The sequence below is a fragment of the Pseudarthrobacter sp. TE3704 genome (assembly GCF_056279405.1).
Map to the genome: position 1 here is coordinate 690,630 of NZ_JBWCCJ010000001.1, position 21,291 is coordinate 711,920.

General features: G+C 68.4%; 15 protein-coding genes. 12 read left to right on the top strand and 3 right to left on the bottom strand.

Going from position 1 to position 21,291, the window contains the following annotated elements; translation table 11 throughout:
• The first annotated feature begins 190 nt into the window (after positions 1-190).
• The 5 genes from ACZ9BC_RS03280 (at position 191) to ACZ9BC_RS03300 (ending at position 8,167) form a co-directional block, all read left to right on the top strand.
• Positions 191-1,747, top strand: coding sequence for an ABC transporter substrate-binding protein (locus tag ACZ9BC_RS03280; protein ID WP_476244701.1), 1,557 nt, complete (start codon positions 191-193; stop codon positions 1,745-1,747).
• 65 nt (positions 1,748-1,812) lie between these two features.
• Positions 1,813-2,766, top strand: a complete 954-nt coding sequence (locus ACZ9BC_RS03285; protein WP_476244702.1) for an ABC transporter permease — start codon at positions 1,813-1,815, stop codon at positions 2,764-2,766.
• Positions 2,763-4,838 (top strand): dipeptide/oligopeptide/nickel ABC transporter permease/ATP-binding protein, encoded by a 2,076-nt coding sequence (locus tag ACZ9BC_RS03290; RefSeq protein ID WP_476244703.1) that lies wholly within the window; start codon positions 2,763-2,765, stop codon positions 4,836-4,838. Before ACZ9BC_RS03285 ends, ACZ9BC_RS03290 begins: the two co-directional genes overlap by 4 nt.
• Positions 4,835-5,839 carry an ABC transporter ATP-binding protein gene (locus ACZ9BC_RS03295; RefSeq protein ID WP_476244704.1) on the top strand — a complete coding sequence of 335 codons (1,005 nt, stop codon included), beginning with the start codon at positions 4,835-4,837 and terminating at the stop codon, positions 5,837-5,839. The genes ACZ9BC_RS03290 and ACZ9BC_RS03295 overlap by 4 nt, the downstream gene beginning before the upstream one ends.
• A 54-nt stretch (positions 5,840-5,893) precedes the next feature.
• Complete coding sequence (locus ACZ9BC_RS03300) at positions 5,894-8,167, top strand: alpha-L-rhamnosidase (protein ID WP_476244705.1); 2,274 nt, start codon at positions 5,894-5,896, stop codon at positions 8,165-8,167.
• Between the two features lie 85 nt (positions 8,168-8,252).
• Here ACZ9BC_RS03300 and ACZ9BC_RS03305 read toward each other — a convergent pair whose 3' ends face one another.
• From ACZ9BC_RS03305 to ACZ9BC_RS03315, 3 genes are all read right to left on the bottom strand, one after another.
• Entirely contained in the window at positions 8,253-9,593 is a 1,341-nt protein-coding gene (locus tag ACZ9BC_RS03305) for an MFS transporter (RefSeq protein ID WP_476244706.1), read from the bottom strand.
• Between the two features lie 307 nt (positions 9,594-9,900).
• Positions 9,901-10,356: an Hpt domain-containing protein gene (locus ACZ9BC_RS03310; protein ID WP_476244707.1), complete on the bottom strand. Its 456-nt coding sequence runs from the start codon at positions 10,354-10,356 to the stop codon at positions 9,901-9,903.
• A gap of 213 nt (positions 10,357-10,569) precedes the next feature.
• The gene (locus ACZ9BC_RS03315) at positions 10,570-11,400 is read right to left on the bottom strand and encodes an IclR family transcriptional regulator (RefSeq protein ID WP_476244708.1); all 831 of its coding nucleotides are present in this window, start codon (positions 11,398-11,400) and stop codon (positions 10,570-10,572) included.
• 163 nt (positions 11,401-11,563) lie between these two features.
• Here ACZ9BC_RS03315 and ACZ9BC_RS03320 point away from each other — a divergent pair, with 163 nt between their 5' ends.
• The 7 genes from ACZ9BC_RS03320 (at position 11,564) to ACZ9BC_RS03350 (ending at position 21,237) form a co-directional block, all read left to right on the top strand.
• Positions 11,564-14,254 (top strand): alpha-L-rhamnosidase, encoded by a 2,691-nt coding sequence (locus ACZ9BC_RS03320; protein WP_476244709.1) that lies wholly within the window; start codon positions 11,564-11,566, stop codon positions 14,252-14,254.
• Entirely contained in the window at positions 14,251-15,288 is a 1,038-nt protein-coding gene (locus tag ACZ9BC_RS03325; protein WP_476244710.1) for an alpha/beta hydrolase fold domain-containing protein, read from the top strand. The genes ACZ9BC_RS03320 and ACZ9BC_RS03325 overlap by 4 nt, the downstream gene beginning before the upstream one ends.
• Positions 15,289-15,523: 235 nt before the next feature.
• A complete protein-coding gene (locus ACZ9BC_RS03330) occupies positions 15,524-16,246 on the top strand; it encodes an alpha/beta hydrolase (RefSeq protein WP_476244711.1) in 723 nt (240 codons plus the stop codon).
• A gap of 178 nt (positions 16,247-16,424) precedes the next feature.
• Positions 16,425-17,294: an alpha/beta hydrolase fold domain-containing protein gene (locus tag ACZ9BC_RS03335; protein ID WP_476244712.1), complete on the top strand. Its 870-nt coding sequence runs from the start codon at positions 16,425-16,427 to the stop codon at positions 17,292-17,294.
• Between the two features lie 76 nt (positions 17,295-17,370).
• Entirely contained in the window at positions 17,371-18,237 is an 867-nt protein-coding gene (locus ACZ9BC_RS03340; protein WP_476244713.1) for a fumarylacetoacetate hydrolase family protein, read from the top strand.
• Positions 18,237-20,021: an FAD-dependent monooxygenase gene (locus ACZ9BC_RS03345; RefSeq protein ID WP_476244714.1), complete on the top strand. Its 1,785-nt coding sequence runs from the start codon at positions 18,237-18,239 to the stop codon at positions 20,019-20,021. Before ACZ9BC_RS03340 ends, ACZ9BC_RS03345 begins: the two co-directional genes overlap by 1 nt.
• A complete protein-coding gene (locus ACZ9BC_RS03350) occupies positions 19,999-21,237 on the top strand; it encodes a DUF3500 domain-containing protein (RefSeq protein WP_476244715.1) in 1,239 nt (412 codons plus the stop codon). The genes ACZ9BC_RS03345 and ACZ9BC_RS03350 overlap by 23 nt, the downstream gene beginning before the upstream one ends.
• Positions 21,238-21,291: the final 54 nt, after the last annotated feature.

Below are 21,291 nucleotides of genomic sequence, written 5' to 3' on the forward strand. Positions count from 1 at the left end.
CCCGGCGCCAGGCTTCGATGCCTTGACATTCATCCTGTCCCGCGCAGTGACCGGCGCCACAGAAGTATTTCAACCAATGAAATAGTCGTGTCTGGCGAAAACGTGCCCACAGCATTCTTGAGGAAGCCGGCCACTCGCCTGGCCCACACAGTCCTCTCCGTTGTCACACCAGAATGCAAAGGCGCACTACATGAAACTCCTGAACTCCACCGCCCGCGGGAGCTCCGCCGTTCTGGCCGGCGCCCTCCTGCTGGGATCGCTCACCGCCTGCGGCGGCGGCTCCGGCCAGGCAGCCGCCAAGGTCGATACCAGCACCCTGACCCTCGCCATCGACAGCGACTCCGCATCATTCGGCTTCGATCCGTTGCGTGTGTCAGCCGCCCAGCGGCAGTTCTTCGAAGGGCTCTACGAAAGCCTGATGACCCTGCAGCCGGATGGCTCGGCAGGCCCGGGCCTGGCCAAGGAGTTCAGCTACAACACTGACAACACGGTCCTGACCCTGACCCTCAAGGACGACGTAACGTTCACCGACGGGTCAAAGCTCGACGCCGAACTGGTCAAGGCAAACCTCGACCGCCGCTCCGACCCGGCCTTGACCGCCTACTCTGCCGTCGCCAAAGGCGGCGCACAGGAAATCGCCTCGGTGGACGTCGTCAGCCCCACCCAGGTTGCCCTCACCTTCGCCAAGCCGCAGCCCGGGTTCGAAAAGAACCTGGCCTCCACCACCGGCATGATCGTCGGCAAGACGGCAGTTACGGACACCGCAAGCCTCGCCGCAACCCCGGACGGCTCGGGCCCCTACACTCTTGATCCCTCCACCGTGAAGGGCAACAAGTACGTCCTGGTCAAGAACAGCAAGAGCCCGGAAGCCTCCAAGTACGCCTTCGACAAGGTGATCTTCAGCGTTGTCCTCGACCCCCAGGCCCGGGCAAACGCCCTGGTTTCGGGCCAGGCTGACGTTGCCATGCTGACGTCCTCCACGGTGGACTTCGTGAAAACCAAGGGTGTGGGTGTGTCCCAGATCGGCGGCACGGTCAACACCATGATTTCCTTCGACAAGATCGGCAAGACCGCACCGGCGTTCGCCGAGGAAAAGGTCCGCCAGGCCATCCAGCACGCGATCAACCGCCAGGCCCTGGTGGACGCCCTCCACAAGGGTGACATCCCCGCCTGGAACGCCCTGCCCAAGGACTCCGCCGGCTTCACCAAGGACCTGGAAACGGCGTTCGCCTACAACCCGGAGAAGGCCAAGAGCCTGCTCGCGGAAGCCGGCTACCCGGACGGCTTCGAGTTCACCATCATTGCCGGCGCCCAGACCCAGACGGACCTGCAGGCAGTCCAGAAGGACCTCGCCGCCGTCGGAATCACCATGAACGTCAAGATGGCTGCCTCAACGGACGAGGCGTTCGCCGCCGTCGCCACCACCCCGCTCGGCTACGCGCCGCTGAACTGGGACAACCCCGTGGGCGTGATGTACGGAGCAGTCCTGAGCGGCTTCACCAACGTCCAGAAGGCCACCGACGAGCAGCTCAGCGCCGCCACGGGTGAGCTGGCTGCCGCGAAGGACGACGCCGCCGTCAAGGCCGCGGCCACCAAGCTGAACACTCGGCTGGTGGAATCCGGCTGGATGATCCCGCTCTACGAGGCGCTCACCAACCAGGGCTACAACACCAGGAAGGTGGCCCCGGTGGAGTTCGCCGGAACCAACGCCTACCCGCTCCTCTCGTCCTACAAGCCGGCCAGCTAACACCCGCACCTGCCGGGCGGGCCCTCCTGTCACACGGGAGCGCCCGGCCCGGCAGGGCCTGACCGATGGAGGTCACCATGGCACTATTCATCACCAAGCGCCTGCTGATGGCGCTTGCCACCGTCCTGGTGGTTGCGGTGCTGGCATTCCTGCTGGTGCACGCGATGCCCGGAAGCCCCGGAGCCGTCTCGCTCGGAGCCGGCGCCACCCAGGAAGCCATCGACGAAGTCAACCAGCGGCTCGGCTGGAATGATCCGCTGCTGACCCAGTTCGTCCGCTGGCTGGGCGACGCCGTCCAGGGCAATCTCGGCACGTCGCTGATTGACGGCCGCTCCGTCAGCGCCGACCTGGCCAGCAGGCTTCCCGTCACCGCCTCCCTGGCCGCCGGGGCCACGCTGCTCAGCGCTCTACTGGGCATCACCCTGGGCGTCACCGCCGCTGTCCGCGGGGGAACGGCAGACCGCATCATCGGCGCCGCCTGCGGCATGGGTGTGGCCCTGCCCAGCTTCTGGGTGGGCGTCATCTTCGTGTACCTGTTCGCGGTCCAGTCCTCCATCTTCCCCGCCACCGGTTACGTCCCGTTCGAGGCATCCCCGCAGGACTGGGCACTGTCCCTTGCCCTGCCCGTCATCACCCTGGCCGTGGGCGGTGCGGCGTTCATCGCCCGCCAGACCAGGGCCTCCATGCTTGAAGCGCTGCAGCAGGAACACATCCGGACCCTCCGCGCCACCGCTACCCCCACCTGGAAAATCCTCTACGTCCACGCCCTGCGGTATGCCAGCCTCCCCATCGTTGCCGGCATCGCACTGCAGTTCATCCAACTGTTCGGCGGCTCCGTCATCGCGGAGCAGCTGTTCGCCATGCCCGGCCTGGGCCAGGCTGTCCAAACCTCCGTCAGCACCCATGACGCTCCATCCGTCCAGGGCGTGGTGGTGATCGCCACCGTTGTGGTGGTTGCCGTGAACCTGGTGCTGGAACTCGCCACCAAGTTCCTCGACCCGAAGTTGCGTGCCTCATGATCCCCTCAGTTGCCCCAGCCCCCGCAGATTCCCCCGCAGAGGCTCCCGCCGCCGGTACCGCAGCTCCCACAACGTCCCGCCGGCCAGCACTTACCCGCTTCTCCGGGAGCAAGCTGTTCGCCTCACCCGGAAGCATCGCCGGGGTGGCCTGGCTGGCCGCCATGGTGGCCGCGTCCGTGACCGCGCCGCTCTGGCTGCCCTTCAAGACCGAGGACCAGGACTTCACCGCCGTCCTCTCGGGCCCCACGGCCGCGCACTGGCTCGGCACCGACGAACTGGGCCGGGACCTCCTCAGCCGCATTTTCGCTGCGGCGGCCGGCACCCTGGGAACGTCCATGATCACGGTGCTCGTCGCCGTCGGGCTCGGGACCATCCTGGCGATGCTGGCGGCCGCCGGCGGGGACCGCACGGAGCCGGTCATCAGCCGCACCACCGAGATCATGATGTCCATTCCGGGCACCGTGATCATCCTCGCTGTGATTGGCGCGGTAGGCACCAACATCCCGGTGGTCATGGCCATCCTGGGCATCCTCATTTCCGCCGGCATCTACCGCGTCATGCTGGGCCAGGCCAAGTCGCTGCAGTCCCAGCTGTATGTGGACGCAGCCAAGGTGGACGGCGTCAGCATGCTCGGGATCAGCCTTCGGCACGTCCTTCCCGGATTGACCAACACCATCGTGGTGCAGTCCGCCCTCATCTTCGCCGTCGGCATGCTGATCCAGGCCGGCCTCGCCTTCATCGGGTTCGGCCCGCCCATCCCGCAGCCCAGCTGGGGCGGGATGATCCAGAGCGCGTCCCAGCACGTCTACGATGCCCCCTGGCTGATGGTTCCCACCGGCGCCGTGCTGGCCCTGACCGTGCTCGCCGCCAATGCCATCGGCAATGCCCTGGGCAAGTCGCCCAACGCCACCGCTTCGCACTTGCCGTCCGCAGCAGCCCGCCGCCAGCGGGCAAAGGCCGTCTCCGCCATCGCCGCAGCAACCCCGGCAAACCCGGAGGAGGCCCCGGCGCAGGACCAGCTCAGCGTCCGGAACCTCTCCGTAGGCGTGGGCGGCAGCGTCCGCCTGGTCACCGGCGTCTCGTTCGACGTCGAACGCGGCACCGTGCTTGGCCTGGTGGGGGAATCCGGCTGCGGCAAGACCATGACCGCACTCTCGCTGCTGGGACTGCTGCCCTCCGGAGTGTCCGTGACCGGCGGGGAGATCCTCTGGAACGGCAGGAACCTGGCCGCGGCAACGGACAAGGACATGGAAGGCATCCGCGGACGGGAGATCGCCCTCATTTCGCAGGAACCCATGCGTGCCCTGGACCCGATGTTCACGGTGGGATACCAGCTCACCGCGGCGATCCGCCGCCTCCGCGGCATGGGCAAGGCCGAAGCCCGCACCGAAGCCCTGGGCCTGCTGCAGAAGGTGGGCATCGTGGACGCCGAACGCATCCTGAAGACCTATCCGCACCAGATCAGCGGCGGCATGGCACAGCGCGTCGCCATCGCCCTGGCACTGTCCGGCAGGCCCCGCCTCCTTGTTGCCGACGAACCCACCACGGCCCTGGACGTGACAGTGCAGGCGGAAATCCTCTCCCTGCTGCGCTCGCTGGTGAAGGACACCGGCATGTCGGTGGTCATCGTGACGCATGACCTCGGCGTGGTGGCCGATATCTGCGACACCGTGGCAGTGATGTACGCGGGCCAGGTGGTGGAAAGCGGCCAGACCGCCGCCATCCTGGACAACCCCCGGCACCCGTACACACTGGCGCTCCTGGCGGCTGATCCGCACGCCAACTCCGCTGCGGACATGCCGGAGCGGCTGGCCACCATCAGCGGGCAGGTGCCGCAGCCCAAGGACTGGCCGGCAGGCTGCCGGTTTGCCGCCCGCTGCCAGTTCGCCGGCTCCGCCTGCGCCGCCCCGGTGCCGCTACTGCCGTCCGGTTCGGAATCCGGGCTGGTCCGCTGCGTCAAGGCGGACGAACTCGCGGTTGAGGGCCTGGCATGGGTGCCCACCGAGGTGCCCACCCACCGTGCGCTGGACGTCACCCCCAAGGTTATGACTGTTGAAAAGGACCTGGCATGAGCATCGAAACCCCGGCCCGGCAGGCATCAGCGGCCGTCCTGGCCACCCCCATCCTCGAGGTCAAGGACATGGTGGTGCGGTACGGCCGCGGCCGCAAGGCTTCCGCAGCCCCTGCCGCGGTGGACCGCGTCAGCTTCACCATCCAGCCCGGTGAGACAGTTGGCCTGGTGGGGGAGTCCGGCTCCGGAAAGTCCACCATCGGCAAGGCCATCCTGGGCCTGCAGAAGGTCTCCGGCGGATCCATCAGCTACCAGGGCAAGGACATCACGCACGCCGGTTCCGGCCAGCGGAGGGCCCTGGGCAGCGAACTGCGGGCCGTGTTCCAGGATCCCAACTCCTCGCTCAACCCCCGCCAGACAGTGGGCGCCTCCCTGGCCGAGCCGCTCCGGATCCGCGGCGTTGCCGCACCGGAAGCCCGGGACAGGGCAGAAGCCATGCTGGAACGCGTGGGCCTTCCCCGCGAAGCCGTGGACCGGTACCCCAGCCAGTTCTCCGGGGGCCAGCGCCAGCGCATCGCCGTGGCCAGGGCACTGATCTGCGAACCCAGCCTGGTGGTGTGCGACGAGGCCGTGAGCGCCCTTGACCTTTCCACCCAGGCGCAGGTGCTGAACCTCCTGGCGGACCTTCGCGATGAGCGGGGACTGAGCTACCTGTTCATCGCCCACGACATCTCCGTGGTGCAGTTCCTGGCCCAGCGCGTGGTGGTGCTGTACCGGGGCCAGGTGATGGAGAGCGGGCCTGCCGCCGCCGTCACCGAGGACCCGAAGCACCCCTTCACCCAGGCGCTCGTGGCAGCGTCCCCCGTGCCCCGGCCGGCCGAGCAGGCCGAGCGGCGCACGCTGCGTGAATCCATGGGGGTGCGGACGGCATCGTCGGTTTCCGCCACCCCGGGCGGCTGCCCGTTCCGGCAGCGCTGCCCGCTCGCCACCGAACTGTGCGCCACGGAACGTCCCGCCCTCCGTGTGGTGGGCGGATCTGACGTCGCCTGCCACTACGCCTGACCTCACCACTGCCCCAAGCACGCCTCCCTGCGTACCTATAGAACGGAACCCTTCATGACACCCACGTGGCACGCCGCCATGATTTCACCGCAGCAGGACTTCGACGGCGCCCCGCGGCTCCGCAAGGAGTTCCGGCTTGAGGAGGGCCACGGGGCCGTGGTGGCGGCGACGCTGCGCGCCACCGCCTTCGGTGTCTACGAGGCTTTCATCAACGGCGCGCCTGTGGGCGACGACGTCCTTAGCCCGGGCTGGAGCTCCTACGAATGGCGGCTCCGCTACCGCACCTACGATGTGACGGCCCTCGTTGCACCGTCCACCGTGATCGGCGTGGAACTGGGCAACGGCTGGTACCGTGGCCGGCTGGCCTGGCACGGTGAATCCAACCTGTACGGCAGCGAGCTGGGGTTCTACGGGCAGCTGGACATCGAGTACGCGGACGGGCATGTCCAGTCCGTCGCCTCGGACAGCACGTGGCAGGCCGGCCCCTCCGCCACCACCTTCAACGAGATCTACGACGGCCAGGCCATCGATGCCCGCCGCACCCAGCCCGGCTGGGCCGCGCCCAACTTCGACGGCGGCGGCTGGACGGGCGTGCGTGAGGTGGAGTTCGACGCCGGCCGGCTCGCAGAGCCGGTGGGCCCGCCCGTGGTGCGTGCCGGCGTCGTCAAGCCTGTCAAGGTCTTCACCTCACCCGCCGGAAAGACCCTCGTGGACTTCGGCCAGAACCTGGTGGGCTGGCTGCGGTTCACGGTCCAGGGCGCGCCGGGTGCGGTGATCACGCTGCGGCACGCGGAGGTGCTCGAAGACGGCGAGCTGGGCGTCCGCCCGCTGCGCTCGGCCAAAGCCACGGACACGTTCACCCTGTCCGGAGGGCAGGATTTCTTTGAGCCCACCAAGACCTTCCACGGCTTCCGCTACGCCGAGGTGACCGGCTGGCCCGGAACCCTCACCGAGGATTCCCTCGAAGCCGTGGTGGTCCATTCCGGGCTGGAGCGCACCGGCACTTTCGAATGCTCCAACGAGCTGGTCAACCAGCTGCACCGCAACATCGTCTGGGGGCTCCGCGGCAACTTCCTGGACCTCCCCACCGACTGCCCGCAGCGCGACGAACGTCTGGGCTGGACCGGCGACATCGCCGTGTTCGCACCCACCGCCGCGTTCCTCTACGACGTCAAGGACTTCCTGCAGGACTGGCTGCTGGACCTCGCCGCCGAGCAGGAAGCCGCCGACGGGCTGGTCCCCATCACCGTGCCGGATATCCTCAAGTACTGCCCCCAGCCGCCCGAATTCCCCAAGCCGGAGTCATCCGCGCTGTGGAGCGAAGCCTCCGTCTGGGTGCCGTGGGCGCTCTGGGAGGCCTACGGAGACATTGGCGTACTGGAAAACCAGTACGCGTCGATGGCCTCGCACACCCGGCGGGTGGAGGGCCTGCTCTCACCCACGGGCCTGTGGGACCAGGGCTTCCAGTTCGGCGACTGGCTGGACCCGGATGCCGCACCGGACCAACCGTGGGCTGCGAAGGCCGACACCGGCGTGGTGGCCACCGCCTGCCTCTACCGCACCGCGTGCATCACGGCCCAGGCCGCCCGGCTCCTGGGCAAAACGGACGACGCCGCGTACTTCGAGCAGCTTGCCGGCCGGGTCCGGGCGTCCTTTGCCAAGCACTATGTGGCCGCGGACGGAACCATCCGCAGCGACTGCACCACCGTCTATGCCCTGGCCATCGCCTTCGACGTGCTGGAAACCGGGGCCTTGCGGGAGTTCGCCGGGAACCGCCTGGCGGAGCTGGTCCGGGATAACAACTACCGCGTTTCCACCGGGTTCGCCGGCACACCGTTCATCACGCACGCCCTCACGGACACCGGCCACGCGGACGAGGCCTACCGCCTGCTCCTGGAAGAGGGCTGCCCCTCCTGGCTCTACCCCGTGACCATGGGCGCCACCACCGTCTGGGAGCGCTGGGACTCCATGCTGCCGGACGGGAGCATCAACCCCGGTGAGATGACCAGCTTCAACCACTATGCCCTGGGTGCCGTGGCCGACTGGATGCACAAGGCCATCGGCGGCATCCGGCCACTCTCCCCGGGCTACGGCAAAGTCCGGATTGCGCCGCTGCCGGGGGCCGGGATCGACTGGGCCAGGACCTCACTGAAGACCCCGCACGGTACCGTCAGCGTGGAATGGCGGCTCGACGGCGGTGCCCTCCACGTGGAGGCGACGGTCCCTGACGGCGTGGACGCCGACGTCGAGCTGCCGGGCCGCGAGCCCTTCTCGGTCCAGGGCGGCACGCACCGCTTCACGGCGGATGCGGGCCTGCTGGCGACATAGCCGAGGCATAAACTGCAAAGGCCGGGGGCCGGAACAGACGTTCCGGCCCCCGGCCTTTCATGCACCGCTGGCTGGCGCTGCAGCGTCAGTTGGCGGCGCTTTCCAGCAGGTACTCCTCGTCCTCCGCCACGTTCGAATCCCGGCCGAGGGCCAGGCCCACCATGGTGAGCAGGCAGGCGGCGGTCAGGTAGATGGCCACCGGGAGCCAGCTGTTGAAGGCGCCCATCAGGAGGGTGAACATGAACGGTGCCAGGGCGCCGCCGATGATTCCGGCGAACGTGTAGGCCAAGGAGCTGCCGGTGGACCGGAGCCGCGGGCTGAACTGCTCCACCACGAAGGCGGCCTGGGGACCGTACATAAAGGAGTGGAACACCAGTCCCATCACCGTGCCGATGATCAGGACCGTGGGCGACTTGCCTTCCAGGACGAAGAAGAACACGAAGGCCCACACCGAGGCGCCAACGGCAGCGGCACCGTAAACGAGCCGGCGGTTGATGCGGTCCGAAATGGCTCCAGCCAGGGGCATCGTGAAGAGCTGGAGTGCCGAGCCGATCATTACTGCCACCAGGACCTGGCCGCGGTCGAACCCGAGTTTCTGGATGCCGTACGTGAGCGTGAAGACGGTGCACAGCGCGTACAGCACGTCCGGCCCGATGCGGCTCAGGATGGCTGCTGCCAGCGGGCGGCGCTGGGTGAGCAGGACTTCCCGGATGGGTGCGTTGGGCTTTTCGCCGCGTGCCTCAAGTGCGCGGAACACCGGGGTGTCCTCCAGCTTCAGCCGGATCCACAGGCCGAACGCCACCAGGACGGCCGAGATGAGGAACGCGATCCGCCAGCCGTAGTCCAGGAACGCCTGCTCGGAAAGGGCCAGGGTGAGGACAGCCAGGGCGCCGTTGGCCATCAGGTTGCCGGCGGGCGGGCCGATCTGCGCGGCAGAGGCCCAGAACCCGCGGCGGTTGGGGTCGCCGAACTCGCTGGAGAGCAGGACGGCGCTGCCCCACTCGCCGCCCACTCCCACACCCTGGGCGAACCGCAGCAGGACCAGCGCGGCCGGGGCGATGATGCCGATGTTGCCGTACGTCGGCAGCAGGCCGATCAGGAATGTTGCGACGCCGATCAGCATCAGCGTGATGACCAGCACCTTCTTTCGGCCGATCTCATCCCCAAGGCGGCCAAAGATGATGCCGCCCACGGGTCGGGAGATGTACCCCACGGCGTAGGTGGAGAAGGCGAGCAGGGTGCCGGTCAGCGGATCCTGGGCCGGGAAGAAGATGATGGGAAAGACGATCGCGGCTGCTGCCGAGTAGACGGCAAAGTCGTAGAACTCAAGCGCGGTGCCGGTGAGGCTGGCGGCAAAGGCTTTGTACATGTCCTTGCGTCCGAGAACCGTTGTCGGCTCGGCGGCAGGTACTGGCGTGGTGGCCATTGGTGTCCTCCAAGGGATGCGGTGCGGTGGTGCGTACGGCTGAAGATGCCGGCGGTGGCCGACGACGCGTCCGGGTCATGGCGGCATGGCCTGGCGAAGACGCTGGGTTGGGCGGGTATCCGGCGCTGCGGACAGCGGCTTGCCGGATGGTCACTTTTCGACTGAGGTTGTTGAACAATCTGAAGTTGTTGAACAATCTAATGTGAAGTGGGCCACTTCGTCAAGGGCTGGGTACAAAAGAGGCATCCACCCGCTGCCGCAGCAGAAGTGGATGCCAGGCCGCACCCGGTGAAGGGGCGGGGATGGGTCAGTGCCCGAAGGGACGTGCCTTCAGCCGTTGTTTGGTCTGCAGGCCGCACTGATGGATGGGTCGAAGGAACAGCGCTGCCAGCCTCGGAAGGACCACGGCATCCGCCTCGCGTGTCTGGAGCCGGATCTCACCCTCCAGGTCCGTCAACAGGGCGGACAGCCGCTCGGCACCCACGGCATGGCTGGACAGCTTGAGGCCCTGGACGGCGTCCAGGGACCCTTCGAGGTCGCCCGTGGTCAGGGCCAGCCGCAGCTGGTTGAAGCGCCGCGGCAGGCCCTCGATAAAATCGTCCGCAAACACCCTGCGGCACCCTTCGTATTCGTCAAGCTCCTCGCGAAGCCCGTCAAGGAATGACGGTCCCACCACCGGCAGCGCGGCATCGCCCAGGGCGCCCGCTGCGCCCCTGCGGCCGGATTCCGCTGAAGGGGCGGTGTATTCGGTTCGCAGCTTCATCGTTGTCCATCCCCTGCCGGCAGCCTGCACCAGGACAGCTGCCCGGCGGCGCCGGTGCTGTGCTGGTTTTGTGCCACGGTAGGCCGGAGGGCTTGGAATTTGTTTGGCGGATCAGGTCCGGTTCCGGGCCTGGCCGCCTAGGGTTTTTCCAACGTTTAAACCCCGCTGCCGATCGTTCCGGATTGCCTGCCCCACAACAGGGATTGGAACCGTTCAGCCCTGGGAGTGGGTCCGCACGTCCGGGCTGAGAGCCGCCTGGTGCCCCAAACTGCGCGACACCGCCCTGGCCGCGGCACGGACCGCGGGGGCAAGCACATTCGGGGGAGTGGAGCCGTCCGGAACCACGATGGACAAGGCGGCCACCACCGTGCCCTGTGCATCGAAAATCGGCGAGGCGACCGAGACGGTCCGGGACGGGACGGTGCGGCGGATCATGGCGATGCCGGTACGCCGCACATCGGAGAGCGTCCTCCGGACCTGGCCTTCGGGCATGGCTGCCACGCCGGGCTCGTTCTCCGGAGCTTTCGCCAGAATGGTTTCCTGGAACTGCTGGTCGGCGCCGGCCAGCAGCACGAGTCCGACGGCGGTGGACCGCAGGGGTGCCCGGCCTCCCACCCGGTATGCCACTTCGGTGGCGTCCTTGGCGGAGAGCCGCTCGATCAGCACGGCTTCCTCGTTGTCCCGCACGGCCAGCAGGACGTGGTGCCGGGTGACTTCGAACAGGTCCTCCAGGTACGGCAGGGCGATCTCCCGGACGCCGTGGCCGCGCGGGGACAGCGAGGCGACTTCCCACAGCCGGACGCCTACGACATACCGCCCGTCGTCGAGCCTTTCCAGCGCGCCCCAGGCCACGAGCCGGGCAATCAGCCGCAGCGCCGTGGGGGCCGGCATGTCCGCGTACCGCGCCATCTCCGAAAGGGTCAGCGCCCTGCGCCGGTCGGAGAAAACTGCCAGCAGGCTCAACGCGCGGTCGATGACCGGCTCACCCTGCTTGGGCCGCTTTCCGCGGGCGGGAGGGGTGTCCGTTCCGGAGGGGTTGGTCATGGCAGAAGTTCCTAGCGCCGTTGATCGATGCACCCAAGGTGGTTGGGTTTCGCAGTGAGCTGCCCCACAATACTATTCCAGTCAATGAAAGTGCGCTGTGGGGCAAGGCTGCCCGGAAACGAAGCTGGAAGCGTCAGCCACCCCACGTTCAGGAGTCCGCCCCATGACCGCCCCCACCCGGCTCCGGGCCGAGCACCTGGCCGAAGCCATCGGCCTCACCACCACGCGGCCACGCCTGAGCTGGACGCCCCCGGCCGGGACAACGGCCCAAACGGGCTACCAGATCAAGGCCACCAACGGGTGGGACACCGGCCGGGTCCACTCCAGCCGGCACCTGCTGGTGCCGTACACCGGCCCTGCCCTGCAGTCACGGAGCCGCTTCGTATGGCGTGTCCGGACATGGAACATCCGTGACGACGGCACCGAAACGGACAGCGGCTGGTCCGCGCCGATGGCCGTGGAACTGGGACTCCTGCACCCCTCCGACTGGCAAGCCCGGTGGATCGGCCCGGAGGAGCGGGAAACCCCTCCGCCGGGACACCGCCCCGGCTACGCCCTCTCCACCAGCTTCTCCCTGGCGGCCGCCCCGGACGTGGCCCGCGCCTACGCCACCGCACATGGCATCTACGAACTGTTCATCAACGGGCAGCGCGTTGGCAACCAGGAGCTCACCCCCGGATCCACCAGTTACCACAGCACCCTCCAGGTCCAGACGTACGATGTCACCCCGCTGCTGCGCGCGGGCACCAACACCGTCACAGCGGTGCTCACCGACGGCTGGTACCGCGGCACGTTCGGCTACACGCGCGACGCCGACATGCACGGAACACAGACGGCCTTCCTTGCCCAGCTGGAACTGGAGTCCGGGCCGGGGCGGAGGGTCATCGGCACCGACGCGTCCTGGCACGTCGAACCCACCGAAATCGTGGCCGCCGACCTGATGGCGGGCCAGCGCGTGGACTTCCGGGTGCCCGGCAGCACGGGGACGGACGGCGGCGCGCCCAAGGCAGGTGCCGCCGTCGTCCGGAACTGCTCGTACCGCAACCTGGCAGGACAAACCGCGCCGCCCACCCGCGTGGTCCAGGAGTTCGCACCGGTGTCCATCACGCGCCTGGCCGGCGGGAACCAGGTGGTGGATTTCGGCCAGAACATCCACGGCTGGGTGCGGCTGGGCAAGCTGGGGGACCCGGGCGAGACAGTCACCCTGGCCTACGGCGAGGCACTGGACAAAAGCGGCGACGTCACCCGGGACCACCTCCGCCCGCACGACTTCCGTTCCCCCGGCGCCTTCCTTGACGCCGGGCAGGTGGACTCCGTTATCGCCTCGGGCACGCCCGGGGAAGTGTTCGAGCCGCGGCACACCACGCACGGCTTCCGGTACGTCTCCGTTCAAGGGCTCCGGGCCGATCTGCTGCCGGAGCACATCACCGGCTGCCTGGTCCAGACCGACCTGGACCGCATCGGGTCCTTCAGGTGCAGCGATGACCGGCTGAACCGGCTCCACGACATCGTGGAATGGAGCTTCCGGGACAACTCCTGCGAGGTCCCCACCGACTGCCCGCAACGCGAAAAAGCCGGCTGGACCGGGGACTGGCAGCTCTTCGTCCCCACCGCCGCCTATCTGTTCGACGTCACAGGCTTTTCCCGCAAGTGGCTCCGGGACGTGCGGGCGGACCAATGGGACAACGGGATTATTGCCAACATTTCGCCTTCGCCCGGGCCCGCCGCCACCTCCGCCGACTTCATGGCCTTCGTGAACGGGTCCGCCGGTTGGGGCGACGCTATCGTGATGGTCCCGTGGGAGCTGTACCTGGCCACGGGGGACGCTGACATCCTTGCGGAAAACTGGGACGCCATGAACCGCTGGCTCGGCTTTGTCCGTTCCACCGCCGAATCGCAGCGGCACGCCTCCCGCGCAGCCGCCGGTCCCGTAGCCGCGCCGCACGAGAAGTACTTGTGGGACACCGGCTTCCACTGGGGCGAATGGATGGAACCGGGCGGGCCGCCGCCCAACCTGTTCGCCGCCCGCGATGCCGACCACGGCATCGTGGCCACCGCCTTCTACCGGAACACCACCGCGCTGATGGCACGGATCGCCCGCGTCCTGGACCTCCCCGCCGAAGCCCGGGACCTGGCCGCGCTCTCGGCCGGCATCCGGCAGGCATGGGAAACCGAATACCTCGATGCTGCCGGACGGGTTACCCAGGCCAGCCAGGCGAACTGCGTCCGCGCCCTGGCCTTCGACCTAATCAGCCCCGAATACCGGGCCGCCGTCACCGCGCAACTGGTGTCACTGATCCGGGACGCCGGCACCCACGTGGGCACCGGCTTCCTGGCCACGCCCTACCTGCTGCCCGTCCTCGCGGACAACGGCGATCTTGACCTGGCGTACGAGCTTTTGATGCAGGACACGGAACCGTCCTGGCTGGCCATGGTGGACCGGGGCGCCACCACCATGTGGGAACTCTGGAACGGAGTGGATGCGGACGGCATCCCGCACCAGTCGCTCAACCATTACAGCAAGGGCGCCGTGGTGTCCTTCCTGCACCGCTACACCGCCGGGCTCCGGCAGGCGCCGGGCAGCGCGGGCTACAAACAGGTCATCATCGAGCCGCGCCCCGGGGCAGGACTGACGTCAGCCGGCACCTCCCACCAGGGCCCGGAGGGCCTGATTGAAGTGCAGTGGGCAACGGACGACGGCGGGCTGACGCTCACCGCCGTGGTCCCGTCCGGCACCAGCGCCGAGGTACGGCTGCCCGGCTGGCCGGCCGCCGTCGTGGGCCCCGGGACACACACCTTTCTTGCCGCCGCCGGCGGCGTCCGGAAACCCGAGCTTGTGAGGAGCACACTATGACAGTGGAAGAAGCAACCGACGTATTCGATCCTGCCCGCCAGAACGTTGCCTCGCCGGACACTGCCCGACTGGAGACTTCCCCGCCGGACACTTCCCGCCCTGGCGGGATGGATGTTCCGCCGTTCCCCGTCTTCGACGCCCCCGGAATCCCGGAGCCTGCCTCGGACATCTCGGCGGTGCACCGGGAACTCACCTATGCGCGCGCCATCGGGTTCCGGCCGCTGAAGATGGACGTCTGGCTGCCACGCCAGGCGTCCGGCCCGGTCCCGCTGGTGCTCTGGGTCCACGGCGGCGCGTTCCAGCTGGGGGACCGGCGCGAGCTGCCGCCCACGTTCGCGCCGGACTCGGTGTTCCGCCTCCTCAACGAGGCCGGCATCGCCTGTGCCACCGTGGACTACCGGCACTCGCTTGAAGCACCTTTCCCTGCGCAGCTGCATGACCTCAAAGCCGCTGTCCGCTACCTCCGGGAATTCGCGGAGGTCCTGGGCGTGGACCCCGCCCGGTTCGGGGCCTGGGGTGAATCCGCCGGCGGCCACCTCGTGGCCATGCTGGGGCTGACCGGGAACCGCGGGGACCTTGACGGCGGGCTCGGCGCGCAGGGGCACCCGAGTGCCATCAGCGCCGTCGTCGATTTCTACGGCGTCTCCTCCCTCGTGGATATCCCGCCCATGAAGACGCCGGACGCGCTGTTCCCGCCGGCATTGACGGCCGCAGTGCCGGCCGGGATGCCACTGCAGCCCGAGTACATGCTGGTGGGCGGCTCGGATGATCCTGCGCTGCTTGCCGCCGCCAGCCCGGTCACGTATGCCCATGCCGGGGCACCGCCGTTCCTTTTGGTCCATGGCGACCGCGACGGACTGGTGCCGCACGCCCAGACCGACCTCCTGGCGGCGGCGCTCGCCGCTTCCGGAGTGGAGCATGAGGTGGTCACCATCAAGGGCGGTGACCACTGCTTCTTCGGAGCGGAGGACCAGATGCACACCATCCTGGCCGCGGCCGTTTCGTACCTCTCCCGGAAGCTGGGCCAACCGTGATGTCTCCGCAAACAGAACATACCGCTCCGGTTGCCGGGGAAGGCCTGGCACCCGACGCCGGTTTTGCCGAATACCTGGCCACCCCGGAAGGCCCCCAATTCCTCAACCCGGATGCTGTCCGCTCCCCGGGGCCGGACGTTCCCATCCCATCCGTACCGTCTCCGCTGACGGCCGGCATGGTCCGGTCAGTATCCGGATCTACGGTGAGGCGACTTCCCCGGACAGCCCGGCGCTGGTGTGGCTGCACGGGGGAGGGTTCGTCAGCGGCGGGCTGGACATTCCGGAATCCGACTACCTCGCCCGGGTGCTGGCCGACGGCGGGACGCCGGTGCTCTCCATTGACTACCGGCTGGCCCGGGACGGCGTCTCCTTCCCGGTTCCGCACGACGACGCCCTGACAGGGTGGTTCTGGGCGCGGCAGAACGCAGTGTCCCTTGGCCTGGATCCGGAGCTTCTGTGCCTGGGCGGGGCGGGTGCCGGCGGAAACCTTGCGGTGGGTGCCGCCCTGTACTTGATCGACGCCGGAAAACCACTGCCGGCCAAGCTCCTGCTGGCGTACCCGTTCCTGCACGCGGAACTGTCGCCGCCGGCGAAGGGCCTGGACGAGGAAGTGATGGCGCGGCTGCCGCGGCACTTGCGGTTTACGCCCGAGGACTGCATCCGGCAGGCGGAAAACTATGTGGGCGGCCCGGTGAGCATGGCATCGTCCTATGCGATGCCCGGCTACGCCGACCCTGCCGGGCTTCCGCCCACCGCCCTGCTGGCATGCGAGTACGACGACGCCCGCGGCTCATCCGAGCTGTTCGCCTCGGCCCTGGAACGGGCCAGGGTTCCAGTGACGTACTTCCTGGCGGAAGGTGCGTTCCATGGCCACCTGAACCACACGGCCGGACTTCCCGAGGGTCAGCCGGCGTTGGATTTCCTGGCCAGGGAACTGTCCTCGGCGCGTGCCCGGTGACTGCTTCCAGCCTCTGCCGGGCCACGTTCGGATGCCATCGAACTCTTTTCATTCAGTGAAACCGCCCGCGCCGGCCAGCCGCCGTATGCCCGAAAGTTGAGTCAGGACGCAGCCCGAACAGCAGGCCCGCGGACAACAAAAACACGGACAGAACGGCGTAGTGCACATGGAGTCAACGATGACGGCAGGGCGGATCCTTCAAGGGATTGAGTTCGCACGCCCCGAGGGTTCGAGCCCGCTGCTGCTGGACCTCTACCTGCCAGCCGGCGCATCCACCGGGGGCACCTTTCCCGCCGTCGTCCATTTCCACGGCGGCGGCTGGCGGACCGGTGGGCGCTCCTCGCTGGGCCCCACCGTGGACAGCTTCAGCCTCAGCCCCATCGAGCAGCTGGTGGACGCGGGCTTTGTGGTCGCGTCCGCCGACTACCGGTTGACCACGGTTGCCACCTTCCCGGCGCAGCTGCTGGATGCCAAGGCGGCGGTCCGGTGGCTGAGGGAGCACGCCGCCGAATACAACGTGGACCCGCATCGCATCTACGCCTGGGGTGATTCGGCTGGAGGGCACCTCGCCAGCCTGGTGGGCCTGACCGCCGGTGCCAAGGAATTCGGCGCACCCGGCAACGGCACTGACGAGGCAGTGGCCGCAGTAGCCGCCTGGTACCCGCCCACCGACCTGAACCGGATGGGCTCACAGGCCCGGCCGGACGCCGTCGCGCGCGCCGATGATCACGGTTCGCGGGAAGCCCTGCTGATCGGTGCGCAGCCTGCGGACGCTCCGGACAAGGCCGCCGCCGCCAGCCCCATCACCTACGTACACCCGGCTGCGCCGCCCTTCCTCCTGGCCCACGGCACCACGGACCGGTACGTCCCCGTGGCCCAGTCCGCCACCTTTGCCGCTGCGCTGGAAGCCGCGGGGGCCGCCGTCGAACTTCTCCTGATCGAGGAGGCTGACCACATGTGGGCGCTCCCGGATGCCAGCCACGCCGCCGCGCAGCAGGCCACCACCGCCACCATCGATTTTTTCCGCCGCCAGGCGCAGGACCCCTGAACAAGACCACCAAGCAAAACCACAGACCCCGAAAATCGGCACCCATGCCGTGCCGGACAGACCTGAAAGGCTTCACATGCAGTTCATCGGCATCAACCACCTTGGCGAACCCTGGGCAGCGGCCCTCGCAGGCACGCGCGTTGTCCCGCTCACCCCGGTTTCGGACTTCTGGGCGGACGCGGAGGGCTGGCAAGACAAGTCTGTCTCGCTGGTATCCGCCGCGTCCGACGCCGGCACCTCGCTGGAGCGCGGCAGCGTCACCGAAGTGCCGCTCGTCCCCGCCTCCGCGCGGGTCATCTGCGTGGGACTGAACTACAAGGCCCACGCCGCCGAGGGCAGCTACAAGGACCAGGAACTTCCGCCGTACCCCACCCTGTTCGGGCGCTGGACGGCATCCCTGACGGTTGGCAACGTTCCCGTTCCCGTCCCGGCGGGCGAAGCGGGCCTGGACTGGGAAGGCGAAGTTGCCGCCTACATCGGCCGCCGGGTGGAATCTGCGGACGAGGCCACGGCCGCAGAGGCGGTCTTCGGCTATTCAACGTTCAACGACATCACCTCCCGCACCGCCCAAAAGCTCACCTCGCAATGGACGCTGGGCAAAAACGGCGACTTCAGCGGCCCGCTCGGCCCGCTGGTAAGCCGCGATGAGGTGGGCGACCTCCGGGACGGACTGCAGGTGCGCACCCGGGTCAACGGTGTGGAGGCCCAGAACGGCAACACCCGCGACATGATCTTCTCCGTACCGGCCATCATCTCGCTGATCAGCAGGACCTTCACGCTGCACCCGGGCGACGTCATCGCCACCGGCACCCCCGAAGGTGTTGGCTACGCCCGCACGCCGCAGTGGCTGCTCCAGCCGGGCGACACCGTCGAGGTGGAAATCGACAAGCTCGGCACCCTCACCACGCCCGTCGGTGATGTTTCACTCCGGAGCCGTGCCTGATGGCCACCTTCCAGGACGCCCCGGCAAGCGGGATCCCGGAGGAAGCACAGGTCCTTATTGCCGGCGGCGGCCCCAGCGGACTGTTCCTTGCCCTGGACCTGGCTGCCCGCGGCATCCCCAGCACGGTCATTGAGCCCCGAACCACCGTTGACCACACCCGGCCGAGGGCGAAAACCACCAACGCCCGCACCATGACCCACCTGCGCAGGCTGGGACTCGCGGACGCGCTGCGGGCAGCCTCGCCGCTCCCGGTGGACTACGCGCAGGACGTCATTTTCTGCACCGGCCTCACCGGTCCCGCCGCGCATGAGCTGCGCCGATTCCGCAACGCGTTCCAGCTGGTCCCGGGCCGGTACGGCCCCCAGCCCGAATGCGGACAGCAGGTTCCGCAGCCGGTCCTGGAGGAGGTGCTGCGCGGTGCGGCGGCCGGCAATCCGCTGGTGACCTTTGTGACGGGCTGGTCTGTGACGGAGGTTTCCGGGAAAGACGCACCGTACGCCGTCGCGGTCGCCAGCCCTTCCGGCGTCAGCCGGACCATCACCGCGGACTTCGTGATCGGGGCCGACGGCGGATCCTCCACCGTGCGGCGCAGTTTGGGCATCAGGCTGGAAGGCGGGTCCGCGTCGCTGTCCAACATCAGCATCCTCTTCCGTTCCACCGGGCTCGCACCTGCCGTGGCACTGGACCCCGCCGTCCAGTACTGGGTGGTGGGCTCGGAGGCAGCAGGCATGGTGGGCCCCATGGACCTGCAGGACACCTGGTGGGCCATTGTGCAAGGGGTTGACCCGGACCGGGACGTGGACCAGGAGGAGGCCGGCGCCCTGGTGCGCTCCCTGGTGGGTTCGGACGTGGACATCGATGTGCTTGCCACCGACCCCTGGACGGCCCGCATGCTGCTGGCCCCCGAATACAGCAGAGGCAGGATCTTCCTGGTTGGCGACGCCGCCCACCTCAACCCGCCCTGGGGCGGACATGGCTTCAACACGTGCATCGGTGACGCCGCCAATCTGGCCTGGAAGCTCGCCGCCACCATCACGGGATGGGCCGGCCCCGCACTCCTGGCCAGCTACGGGGAGGAGCGCCGGCCGGTGGCCGCCCGCACCATCAGCGACGCCGCGGCCAACGGAAAGGCGCTGGCCTACCATTTCGCCGACCCTGACCTGAGCGCCGCAGGCCCGGCAGGCGAAGCCGCCAGGCAGGCGGCGGAGCAGGCACTCGCCGTGAAGCAAAGCGAGTTCGATTCCCTGGGCCTGGTTCTTGGGTATGCCTACGGTGATTCATCCGTGGTGGTGCCCGACGGTTCGCCAGTCCCCGCCGAGGACCCCATCCGCTACGTTCCGTCCGCGAGCCCCGGCGCCCTGCTGCCGCACGCCTGGCTGAAGGACGCCACGTCTGTCTACAGCCGGCTGGGCCAGGGCTTTACCCTGCTGGCCGACGCCGGTGCGCCGGGGGGAGTGCCGGCAGCCGAGGCATTTGCGCCGGTGCTGGACGCCGCGGCCCGGCTCGGCATCCCGGTGGCCGTTGCCGCCGTCGGCCCTTTCGACGACGGAACACCGCCCTGCGAGCTGTGGGGAGCGGACGCCGTGCTGGTCCGTCCGGACCAGCACGTGGCATGGCGCGGCAGCTCCGCCGGTGCTGCGGCTGCAGCACTGTCCACCGCCGCCGGCTGGGCAGCAACCCTGCAGCCGGAATCCGAGGAACCGAAATCCCAACAGCCGGTCTTCGAACCTGAGGCATCCCACGACGATTCCAGGAGTACCCGTGTCGACGCTGTCATTCCGTGACTTCCTTTTTGCCCCGGACCACCCGCGCGTGGCGGAGATCCGGGGCCTGAACGCCCGCGAGTATGCGGAAGCGGCCACCACCGATTCCTTCGCCGGGCCCATGATTGAGGGCTGGAAAAAGCTTTATCCGCGGCCCTTCACCGGCATCACCAGCGACGGGACCCGCCGTGACGGCCTGTTTCCGCTCACCCCGGCCCGCCCCGGAGAAGAAGCGCCGACGGCGGACATGGTGGCGGCAGCCGGCAAGCTGCTCGGCGCGGTCACCCCGGAGCAGAAGCGTAAGCTGTGCTACGCCGTCGATGCGCCGGAATGGCAGAGCTGGGCCAACCCCGAGTTCATGCAGCACGATACCGGGCTGCGGCTGGATGAGTTGGACCCGCCGGTCCGCGACGCAGCCCTGGCGCTGCTGGAGGCAAGCCTGAGCACCGAGGGCTACGGGCTGGTGCGGAACCTGATGCGGATCAACGGATTCCTGGGTGACCTGGTGGAGTTGCCGCTGCTGATGAACGAGTTCAGCTACAACGTGGCCCTGTACGGCGAGCCGTCCGAGACCGAGCCCTGGGGATGGCAGATTTTCGGCCACCACGCCGCGCTGAACTGCCTGGTGGCCGGGACGCAGCTGGTGATCTCACCCGTGTTCATGGGCGCCGAACCGGACATGATCGACGACGGCCCCTACAAAGGGGTCAAGGTGTTCAAGGAGCGGATCACCTTGGCCCGCGCACTGATGGGTGCGCTGCCGGACGGCCTCCGGGCGGAGGCAACGGTGTACCGGGAGATGGTGGACCCCGCCATGCCCGAGGGGCGCATCCATCCCGGCGACGAACGCCACCTGGGCGGCTGCTTCCAGGACAACCGGGTGATCCCGTACGAGGGCATCCGGGTGACCGGCATGCCGGCGGACGCCCGTGCGCTGATGGATGCCGTGGTGGACGACTTCATCGCCTACCTCCCGGACGGCCCGCGCGCTGCCCGACGGCGGGAGATCCAGGAGCACTACGGCGAGACCTTCTTCAGCTGGATCGGCGGCTGGAAAGGTGAGGAGGCGTTCTACTTCCGGATCCAAAGCCCGGTGGTGGTCCTGGAACTCGACCACCACACCGGCGTCTTCCTCAGCAACGACGAGCCCGCCCCGTTCCACATGCACACCGTGGTCCGCACCCCCAACGGCAACGACTACGGCCGCGAACTGGTGAAGCAGTTCCTCGCCGATTGATCGCCAGGAGCCGGTGAAGAAACAAGAAGGCCCGGACTTTGAAAAGTCCGGGCC